This window comes from Actinomadura kijaniata NBRC 14229 (assembly GCF_001552175.1).
GTDB lineage: Bacteria > Actinomycetota > Actinomycetes > Streptosporangiales > Streptosporangiaceae > Spirillospora > Spirillospora kijaniata.
The window spans coordinates 66147-73721 of record NZ_BCQR01000041.1 but is presented as its reverse complement, the minus strand read 5'-3'; the positions used below and the strand labels follow the sequence as shown (position 1 = coordinate 73721).

Sequence of the window (7575 nt, the reverse complement as noted above, 5' to 3'; positions counted from 1 at the left end):
CCCCGTTCCGGGGTGCGGGCCGTGGTCGTCGCCGGGGCGCCGCGCGTCACGGGCAGCCCTGGGTCGAGGGGTTGTCGCGGCACCGGTCCCGGCGCGCGGTCAGTCTCGTCAGCTCACGTTCGGCGGCCTGCCTGCCGACGAACGTGAGCCTGCCGTCGCGGATCGCCGTCTGGTCGCTCAGCGGCAGTTCGGCCAGGGCGAGCGGGCTCTCGGTGACCCGCTGGGTCCCGCACTGGTCCTGGCCTCGGCCCTTGACGACGACGACCTTCCCGCTCTCGGCGGCGATCCCGTAGCGGCAGACCATGTTCATCAGGTCCCTGATCGCCTGCGGACCCTTGACCTCGTACTTCGCCTTCACCGCGGCCCGCTGGGTCGGCGGCAGGTCCACCAGCGGGATCGGCGGGTTCGGCTGGTCCTTCGCGTCGGCCTTGCGGGACAGGCTGATCCCGGGAACCTCCTGCGTGGTGCCCCGGTACAGCACCACCTGGCCGTTCTCCTCGCCGACGTAGTAACCGCCGCGGATGCTCTGCAGCGCCACGAAGGTCACCGCGCCCAGGCCCACGACGGTCACGCCGAGCGCGCCCACCAGCCACGCCCACCTGTGGTCCCCGGCGGCGCGCCGGTCCCGAGGCGGCGGGCCCGTGGTGTCCGGCTCCCGCGGCGGCGAGGTGTCCCCCGGAGGGAACGTCGTGTCGCGGCCGGGCGGCTCCCAGGGATCCGGGGAGGACCGCGGACGGGCGAGGTCCGCGGCCTCGCGCATCATCTCCGGCAGCGGCGAGGTGCGGCGCGCCGCACCGAGCAGCGCCATCAGGACGTCGTGCGCGGAGGGCCGTTCCGCCGGGTCCTTGGCGAGACACGCCTCGACCAGGCCCCGCACCGGTCCCGCCAGGCCCTCCAGGTCCGGCTCCCCGTGGACGATCCGCGTGGCGACCACGGGGAGGGTGCCGGTCCCGAACGCGGGCCGCCCCAGCGCCGCGTACGTCATCACCCCGGCCCAGGCGAACATGTCGGCCGCCGCCGTGACCCGCTGCCCGGTGGCCTGCTCCGGGGCCATGTAGGCGGGGGTGCCCATGAGCCGTCCCGTCGTGGAGAGCGTGCTCTCCTGCACGCGGGCGATGCCGAAGTCGATGACGCGCGGGCCGTCGGGTCCCAGCAGCACGTTGGCGGGCTTGAGGTCGCGGTGCACGATGCCCGCCTCGTGGATCGCCACCAGCGCGGTGACCGTCGCCACGGCCAGCCGGTGCAGCGCGCCCGCCGTCCGGGGCCCGTCGCGCCGCACCGCCTCGGCCAGCGACGGCCCGTCCACGTACTCGCTCACCACGTACGGCGGGTCGGCGTCGAGGTCGGCGGCCAGCACCTGCGCCGTGCAGAACGGCTCCACGCGCTGCGCGACGGCCAGCTCGTTGGCCAGGGCGCGGCGGTCCTCCCGCCGGGTGACCAGACCGCGGTGCAGCACCTTGACGGCGACGGGCGTCCCGTCGGGCGCCCGCCCGAGGTAGACGACGCCCTGGCCGCCCTCGCCCAGCCGTCCGACCAGTTCGTGGCCGCCGAGCCGGAGGGGATCGCGCGGGTCGAGGGGGGTGGCTCGGGGCATGGCGTCTCCCGGGGGTGCGTCCGAACCTGGAGGAGCCGGACGTGACAGGAGTTAGATGCCCGTTACCCGCGCGGAGTTGCCCGCGAGGCTGAGATCGTTTCAGACGGGGCGGAGGGCGCCCTCCGGGCTCATGGAGCCCAGCAGGCGTTCCAGGGCCACCTCGACGTCCTCACGCCACGACAGGGCCGACTTGAGCTCCAGCCGCAGCCGGGGGTAGCGGTGGTGGGGACGGACCGTCTTGAAACCGACCGACAGCAGGTAGTCGGCGGGCACCACGCACGTGCCCTCCTCGCCCTTCAGGTCGCCGAACGCCTCGATCGCCTTCACCGCGCGCCGGGTGAGGTCCTTGGCGACGCCCTGCACCAGCATCCGGCCGAGACCGCCGCCGGTGAAGTCCGGCAGGATGTGCGCGGTCATCAGCAGCACCGCGTCGGCGCTCACCGGGCTGGTCGGGAACGCCACCGAGCGCGGAACGTACAGCGGCGGCGCGTACAGCACGAACCCCGCCGGAACGTCGTCGACGTACGCGATCTTCCCGCAGCTGCCCCACTCCAGCAGCGTCGAGGAGACCCACGCCTCCTTCTCCAGCTCGGTGTCGCCGCTCTCCACGGCGCGGTCCCGGCTCACCGGGTCCAGCTCCCAGAAGACGCAGCGACGGCAGCGACGCGGAAGGTCGTCGAGGTTGTCCAGAGTGATGTTGACGAGACGACGCGACACCTGGTCGGCACCCCCTGGGGCCCTGAGAGGTCAAGGTGGTTCGGAGCGGAGCACCGCTTCGGGGAAATTCCCGGCAACGAACCGGGACCCTCGGGCATCGTATCGGAGAGAGGGGGTTCCGCCCCGGCGCGAACCACGGGCGCTCGGGGGTCGGCCCCGCCAACCCGCACGACACTGCCGTAGATTGCGGGAATCGCTCCGAACACCCTGGAGGTGCCTCGTGGAACAGCACACGCGTACGGACGCCTACGTCGATCGCTACGCCGCCCGTGCCGCCGGCATGGTGGCCTCGGAGATCCGGGCTCTGTTCGCCGTGGCCGCTCGTCCCGAGGTGGTCTCCCTGGCCGGCGGGATGCCGTACGTCTCGGCGCTCCCCCTCGACACGGTCGGGGCGATGGTCGGCGACCTGATCTCCCGCAGCGGCGCGGAGGTCCTGCAGTACGCCTCCGCGCAGGGCGACCCGCTGCTGCGCGAGCGCATCTGCGAGGTGATGTCCCTGGAGGGCATCCAGGCGTGCGCCGACGACGTGGTCGTGACCGTGGGCGCGCAGCAGGGCCTCGACCTCGTCACGCGCCTCTTCGTGGACCCGGGCGACGTGGTCCTTGCCGAGGCGCCGTCCTACGTGGGGGCGCTCGGCACGTTCGCCTCCTACCAGGCCGACGTCGTCCACGTCCCGCTGGACGACGCGGGCCTCGTCCCCGCCGCGCTCCGCGAGACGCTGGAGCGGCTGCGCCGCGAGAACCGCCGCGTCAAGTTCCTCTACACCGTCCCCACGTTCCAGAACCCGGCGGGCGTCACCCTCACCGCCGCACGCCGCGCCCAGGTGCTGGAGATCTGCGCCGAGTACGACGTCCTCGTCATCGAGGACAACCCCTACGGCCTGCTCGGCTTCGACCACGAGCCGATGCGGGCGCTGCGCGCCGACGACGCCGACCGCGTCGTCTACCTCGGCTCGTTCTCCAAGACGATCGCCTCCGGGCTGCGGGTCGGCTGGGTGCTCGCCCCGCACGCCGTGCGCGCCAAGCTCGTCCTCGCCGCCGAGTCGGCGATCCTGTGCCCGTCGAACTTCTCCCAGCTCGCCGTCCGCGAGTACCTCACCACCCAGCCGTGGCGCGAGCAGATCAAGGACTTCCGCGAGCTGTACCGGGAGCGCCGCGACACGATGCTGGACGCGCTCGACGCGTTCATGCCGGAGGGCTGCACGTGGACCCGCCCCGCGGGCGGCTTCTTCGTGTGGCTGACCCTCCCCGAGGGTCTGGACTCCAAGGCGATGGCCCCGCGCGCGATCGCCGAACGCGTCGCCTACGTCCCCGGCACCGGCTTCTACGCCGACGGCTCCGGCCACCGCCACATGCGCATCTCCTACTGCTACCCCGAGCCGCACCGCATCCGCGAGGGCGTCCGCCGCCTGGCGGGCGTGGTGGAGCGGGAGCTGGAGCTGCGAGACACTTTCGGGGGAGTCGCGCCGGGCGGCTCCGCCGGCGGGGTCCACACCCCGGGCCCCGACACGGTCTGACCGGACCTTCGGAAAGAACGCCCGGCCTCCCCCAGGGGGGCCGGGCGTTCTTCATCCCACAGGAAGGCACTGAACTTGGAACTCGGGCACGTCGTCGTTCTGGCCGGGGGACTGTCGCACGAACGGGAGGTCTCCCTGCGGTCGGGCCGCCGCGTCGCGGACGCGCTCCGTTCCCTGGACGTCCCCGTGGAGCTGCGCGACGCGGACGCGACCCTGCTGGACTCCCTGGCCCGCGACACCCCCGACGCGGTCTTCCCCGTCCTGCACGGCGCGGCGGGGGAGGACGGCTCGGTCCGCGGCGTGCTGGAGCTGCTCGGCATCCCCTACGTCGGCGCCCGCCCCGACGCCTGCCGGGTCGCCTGGGACAAGCCCACCGCGAAGGCCGTCGTGCGTCGCGCGGGCCTGAACACGCCCGCCTCCATCGCCCTGCCCAGGGAGACGTTCCACGACCTGGGCGCCGCGTCGGTCATGGACCGCATCCTGGCGCACCTGGGCCTCCCCCTGTTCGTGAAGCCGACGCGCGGCGGCTCGGCCCTGGGCACGTCCGTCATCCGCGAGGCCGCCGACCTGCCCGCCGCGATGGTCGCCTGTTTCGGCTACGGCGACGCCGCCCTCATCGAGCGGCACATCGAGGGGACCGAGGTGGCCGTGAGCGTCATCGAACGCGACGGCGAGCCCCATGCCCTGCCCGCCGTCGAGATCGTCACCCCGAACGGCCGCTACGACTACACGGCCCGCTACGACTCCGGCGACACGGAGTTCGTGACCCCGGCCCGCCTGGACCCGGAGGCCGCCGCCCGCGCCACGGAAGCGGCCGTGACGGCGCACCGCGCCCTGGGCCTCCGGGATCTCTCCCGTACGGACCTGATCGTCTCCCCCTCCGGCGAGGTCCACTTCCTGGAGGTCAACGTGGCTCCCGGCATGACGGAGACCAGCCTCCTCCCCCGCGCCATCGCGGCCGCGGGCCTGAACCTGGCGGACGTCTGCCGCGACCTTCTGCTCCAGCTCCGCACGCCGTAGCGCCCTCGGGTCCCGTCACCGAGGTTTCCCGTGAAACACCTCTCGGCCCTCCGCCGCCGCGTTTCACGGGAAACCTCCGCCCGCCGTTTCACGTGAAACGGGTCCGGTCCACGGCCGCACGGCCACCGCATCACCGCACTCGTTTCACGTGAAACGCGCCCGCGCATGCGACGCGGCAGGCGGTCTCCTCCCCGTCCGGCGAGCAGCGGCCGACGGCTCGCGGTGACACCCGAGAGGCGGAAGCGTCCCTCACGTGATGCCTCACTGCGGAACAGCCACGACCAGAAGATCCCTTCCTTGTCCCGCGCGCGGAGCCGGGCCACCGTCCTCTCCAGCCTTCCGTCGGCCTGACCTTTCCCAGGGAACGACAGCGGGCGCTCCAGTGAGGCATGCGGGACGGGTGGAGACCAGAGGGCGAGGCCGGTGAAGAAGCGTGTCCTGAGCCCGCTGCGTTTCACGTGAAACGCCGCCGCACACCAGCCCGGCGCGGGACGGTGGATCGCCCGCCGCTGGGCGTGCGGTGGCCTGGCTCAAACGAGGCGGGCCGCGAACGGACGGGGTGGCGGCGCTTCGATCGAAGCGTCGTGGTGGGCCGGTCGGCTTCTGGCGTGAGAGGAGGGACGAGCGTTCCGGGTGGGGCGGCCGGGCACAAAAGGAAACGCCCCCGGGTTATCCCGGGGGCGTCGGCGAGGGGCGTCACGCGTCCAGGTCGGCCACTTCGGATTCGCCGGGGGCCAGGGACTTGAGGATGCGGTCCAGGTCCTGGAGATCGGCGAACTCCACGACGATCTTGCCCTTGTTGTTGCGGCCGAGATCGACGCGGACCCGTGTCTCGTAGCGGTCGGAGAGGCGGTCGGCCAGATCCCGCAGGGCGGGGGACACCTGCTTCTTGCGGCGGCCCTGGCGCGGGGCGGGTTCCTCCTCGTCGACCTCGCGGAGGGCGATGATCTCTTCGACGGCGCGGACCGACAGGCCCTCGGCGATGATGCGCTTGGCCAGGGTCTCCTGGGCCTCCGGGCTGTCGAGGCCCAGCAGGGCACGGGCGTGGCCCGCGGACAGCACGCCCGCCGCGACGCGCTTCTGGACCGCCGGCGGGAGGTTCATCAGGCGCAGCGTGTTGGTGATGTGCGGGCGGGACCGGCCGATGCGGGCGGCGAGCTGCTCGTGGGTCGCGCCGAAGTCCTCCAGCAGCTGCTTGTAGGCGGCGGCCTCCTCCAGCGGGTTGAGCTGCTGGCGGTGGAGGTTCTCCAGGAGGGCGTCCCGGAGCATGTCGTCGTCGCCGGTCTCCCGGACGATCGCCGGAACGACGTCGAGACCGGCCTTCCGGGCGGCGCGCCAGCGCCGCTCCCCCATGATCAGTTCGTAGTCGTGCTCGTCGGACTCGATCCGGCGGACGACGACCGGCTGGAGCAGACCCACGATGTGGATCGAGTCGGCCAGTTCCTCGAGCGCCTCGGGATCGAAGTGCTTGCGGGGCTGGCGCGGGTTGGGGCGGATCGCGTCGAGGGGGAGTTCGGCGAAGTGCGCGCCCGCCACCGGCGCCAGGCCCGGGGCGTTCTCCACCTGGCCGCCCTGCGGCGCCGGGGAGGCCGGGTCGGCGTGCGCGGGGACGGCGGGCGGCTCCGGCGCGGGCGGGGCGGTCGGGATGAGCGCGCCTAGGCCCTTGCCCAGACCGCGTCGTTGCTGGCTCACTTGGCGGCTCCCGCACCCCGGTGCGCGATCTCGGAGGCGGCCTCGCTGTAGGCGAGCGCGCCGCTGGAGCCGGGGTCGTAGGTGATGACGGACTGCCCGTAGCTGGGGGCCTCGGAGACCCGGACGCTGCGGGGGATGACGGTGTTGAGGACGATCTCGCCGAAGTGGGCGCGGACGTCCTCGGCGACCTGGGCGGCCAGGCGGGTGCGGGCGTCGTACATCGTCAGCAGGATCGTGGAGACGTTGAGCTTCGGGTTGAGGTGGGCCTTGACGAGGTCCACGGTGCGGATCAGCTGGCCGAGGCCCTCCAGGGCGTAGTACTCGCACTGGATGGGGATCAGCAGCTCGTCGGCGCCGACGAGGGCGTTGACGGTGAGCAGCCCCAGCGACGGCGGGCAGTCGATGAGCACGTAGTCGAACTTCGCGATGTCGTAGGAGTCCAGGGCGCGGCGCAGCCGGGACTCGCGGGCGACCTTGGACACGAGCTCGATCTCGGCGCCGGCCAGGTTGAGGGTGGCGGGGGCGCAGTGGAGGTTGGGGATCTCGGGGGAGGGCACCACGATGTCCTCCATCGGGGTGTCCTCGATCAGCACGTCGTAGATCGACGGGATCTCGGCGTGGTGGTCGATGCCGAGGGCGGTGGAGGCGTTGCCCTGCGGGTCGAGGTCGACGACCAGGACGCGGGCGCCGTGCAGGGCCAGCGACGCGGCGATGTTGACCGAGCTGGTGGTCTTGCCGACGCCGCCCTTCTGGTTGGCGATCGTGATGACGCGGCAGTGGTCGGGGCGGGGCCAGTCGCGTTCCCGCCGTCCCGCCATCGCCTTGAGCGCGGCCACCGCGGTCTCCTGCACCACCGTGGATGATTCACGTGAAACCTTGGCGTCCCTGAGCGCCTCGCGCACGAGTTCTGACTCCCCCTGAGATGAACGTCCGGGCGGTGTGCCGCCCCCGGTGCCCGTCGGCACGTACCCGACGTTATCCGCGGTCCCGGACGTGGTGGCACCCCACATCGCGTGTCCGGACGGCGTGGCCGGCC

General features: G+C 72.8%; 6 protein-coding genes. 2 read left to right on the top strand and 4 right to left on the bottom strand.

Annotated features, from left to right (window positions below; translation table 11 throughout):
• Nucleotides 1-46: 46 nt before the first annotated feature.
• Both AKI01S_RS14950 and AKI01S_RS14945 read right to left on the bottom strand, forming a co-directional pair.
• Complete coding sequence (locus tag AKI01S_RS14950) at nt 47-1594, bottom strand: serine/threonine-protein kinase (RefSeq protein WP_067816807.1); 1548 nt, start codon at nt 1592-1594, stop codon at nt 47-49.
• Between the two features lie 99 nt (nt 1595-1693).
• Nucleotides 1694-2311: a GCN5 family acetyltransferase gene (locus tag AKI01S_RS14945; protein ID WP_067816806.1), complete on the bottom strand. Its 618-nt coding sequence runs from the start codon at nt 2309-2311 to the stop codon at nt 1694-1696.
• 280 nt (nt 2312-2591) lie between these two features.
• Between AKI01S_RS14945 and AKI01S_RS14940 the strand changes: the two genes are divergently transcribed.
• A complete protein-coding gene (locus AKI01S_RS14940) occupies nt 2592-3827 on the top strand; it encodes an aminotransferase-like domain-containing protein (protein ID WP_083999600.1) in 1236 nt (411 codons plus the stop codon).
• Nucleotides 3828-3902: 75 nt separating this feature from the next.
• Nucleotides 3903-4847, top strand: a complete 945-nt coding sequence (locus tag AKI01S_RS14935; protein WP_067816803.1) for a D-alanine--D-alanine ligase family protein — start codon at nt 3903-3905, stop codon at nt 4845-4847.
• Between the two features lie 696 nt (nt 4848-5543).
• Here AKI01S_RS14935 and AKI01S_RS14930 read toward each other — a convergent pair.
• Both AKI01S_RS14930 and AKI01S_RS14925 read right to left on the bottom strand, forming a co-directional pair.
• Entirely contained in the window at nt 5544-6539 is a 996-nt protein-coding gene (locus AKI01S_RS14930; RefSeq protein WP_067816801.1) for a ParB/RepB/Spo0J family partition protein, read from the bottom strand.
• The gene (locus AKI01S_RS14925) at nt 6536-7357 is read right to left on the bottom strand and encodes an AAA family ATPase (protein ID WP_067816831.1); all 822 of its coding nucleotides are present in this window, start codon (nt 7355-7357) and stop codon (nt 6536-6538) included. Before AKI01S_RS14925 ends, AKI01S_RS14930 begins: the two co-directional genes overlap by 4 nt.
• Nucleotides 7358-7575: the final 218 nt, after the last annotated feature.

Excerpts from the sequence above, each read along its gene's own strand:
- AKI01S_RS14950 (WP_067816807.1), bottom strand. The coding sequence starts at position 1,594 with ATGCCCCGAGCCACCCCCCTCGACCCGCGCGATCCCCTCCGGCTCGGC.
- AKI01S_RS14940 (WP_083999600.1), top strand. The coding sequence starts at position 2,592 with ATGGTGGCCTCGGAGATCCGGGCTCTGTTCGCCGTGGCCGCTCGTCCC.
- AKI01S_RS14925 (WP_067816831.1), bottom strand. The coding sequence starts at position 7,357 with ATGGCGGGACGGCGGGAACGCGACTGGCCCCGCCCCGACCACTGCCGC.